The organism is Dapis hubbardiae BLCC-M172 (assembly GCF_050016015.1).
Classification (GTDB): Bacteria; Cyanobacteriota; Cyanobacteriia; order Cyanobacteriales; family Microcoleaceae; genus Trichodesmium.
In genome coordinates this window covers 25258-27526 of record NZ_JBNHEQ010000020.1, presented here as the reverse complement: position 1 = coordinate 27526, position 2269 = coordinate 25258, and the positions used below count along the sequence as shown (strand labels likewise).

The 2269-nt window shown below is 36.9% G+C and carries 1 protein-coding gene; it reads right to left on the bottom strand.

Features of this window, described 5'->3' with window-relative positions:
- Window positions 1-303 precede the first annotated feature (303 nt).
- Entirely contained in the window at window positions 304-1818 is a 1515-nt protein-coding gene (locus ACP6PK_RS02605; RefSeq protein WP_426557505.1) for a thioredoxin-like domain-containing protein, read from the bottom strand.
- Window positions 1819-2269 lie beyond the last annotated feature (451 nt).

Below are 2269 nucleotides of genomic sequence, written 5' to 3'. Positions count from 1 at the left end.
ATTGTACATATGCACTTGCTTGTGCGACAGCTATATACTTTCATGCAACAAAGCCCAGAAAATCTATAAAATTAGAGATTTATCAACAGATATTAACATATACCAATAATGTAAAATACTATCAGGCGATCGATTAATCAAGTAATATCATGTCCGGTTGAACAGTAATAATTAAAGCTCGTAGAATTGCTCTAGCCCTAAGATAGATATTTATCGGGCTAGAGCAATTCTACAAACAAAAACTTTTTTATGATTAATAGACATCTCCTGACTCCTCACCCATAAGACTTCCAATTCCAAATCCTAACTAGGCAAACAAACATCAGGAGCGCACAAACCAGGAAATTCCACGGTAGTTACTTCAAGTGTATCTAGCTCAATTCTGCGAATCAGATGATTATTCGTATCTGCAATAAATAAATGTTGCGCGATCGCACTTAATCCTGATGGTTCAGAAAAGCGAGAATGAATACCTCGCCCATCCTGATGACCTGCTACACCATCTCCTAACATGGTACGACATAAACCCGCATGATATTCCACCCGCTTAATTTTGTGATTATAGGTATCAGCAACCCAAACATAATTTTGAGTATACTCTACTCCCAAACAATGCTGTAGCAAAACCTCTTCACCTCTACCATCCTTGTCTCCAAAGCCAAATAATTCCTCACTACCACAAACAGTACGCACTTTAGGATGCTCATTAATACTCACTGCACGAAGTGAACTCACCTCACTATCAGCAATAAATAACTCATTCCCATCTGTACTAATACCACTAGGTTGAGCAAAAGCTGATTCTGTTAAAGAACCATTTACACAAGATTCTCCACCATTACCTGCATAAATACTAATAATACCAGTATCAAGTTCCAATAAGCATATTTGGTGTGAACCTGCCATAGCTATAAAAAGGCGATCGCCTACCTTCTCCACATCCCAAGGAGAATTAAGCTTAGTTTCTTTAGCCACCCCAATATCAGGTAAAATTTGACGACTTTGTTCTCCGGTACCTGCAATAGTTTCCACCTGCTGAGTTTGAAAATCTATTTTGCGTAAAGTATGATTTTCTGTATCAGCAACATATAAAACTTGATTTTTAGCATCAAAAGTCATACCTTGGGGAGCCGAAAATTGAGCTTCATCAAATGAACCATCAATTAATCCTGCTTTTCCACTACCAATAATGTGCAAAACTTCACCTTCTAGTGTACTAACAACAATGCGATGGTGTCCCGTATCAGCAACAAATAATTGATTAGTATAACTATCAGCAAGAACTTTACCAGGAAATGCCAAAGGTGTAGTTAAAGGTTGTTTTTCCTTTTCCAGAATTAAACTAATTTCGCTAGAATTAATAGTGCTTTTATTTTGATGTTCTTCTATCAACTTACCAATAATTTCATCCAAAGCATCACGTTTACCTTCACCAGAAAAAGACCCCACCACATATCCTTCTGGATCGATAATTTTGAAAGTAGGCCATGCACGGACAGCATATTGTTGCCAAACCCTAGACCCACTATCAACTAAAACAGGGTGTTCAATATCATAACGAAGTATGGCCTGACGAATATTTTCCACTTCTTTCTCATTCTCGAATTTAGCTGAATGGACACCAATAACGGTCAAGTTGTCTGGGTATTTTTGCTCAAGAAATTTTAGTTCTGGCAAAACGTGAAGGCAATTAATACAGCAGTAAGTCCAGAAATCTAAGATAACCACTCGTCCTTTCAGAGATTGAAGGGATATAGGTTGGCCTGTATTTAGCCAAGGGTAATTTTGAGGCAGTTCGGGAGCTCTAACGCGAGACATAGGTATTAGATTAATAATACTAAAAGTTAATATTTTTCTAAATTTAGCGAAGTCTGAGAAAATGAGCAAAGTGGGACATTTCAGTTATCAGTTATGATTTATCAGTACCTCTGGCTAAAGCCAGAAGCTTGAAACACTGAATCGAATATTTTTTTCATCCCCTTCAAAGGGCAAGACCTTATTTTTTGGTCATATTTTGTCCATAGTTTACCATTATCCTTAGTCCCATACAATTGAAGAAGGAGTCATATTACATCTAGTAGCATCGGTAGGATTAAATGTCGTAGGGGCGAATGGCCATTCGCCCACCCTACTTGATAAAAAACCAGTTCTTAAGAATAGAACTGGTTTTTTATTAACATATTTTTTGACTTAATACAGAAGTTTATTCAGTTATATTTTCCGGCTCAATTTCTGGATTAACATCTGGTGTAGAATCATCTAAATTTTC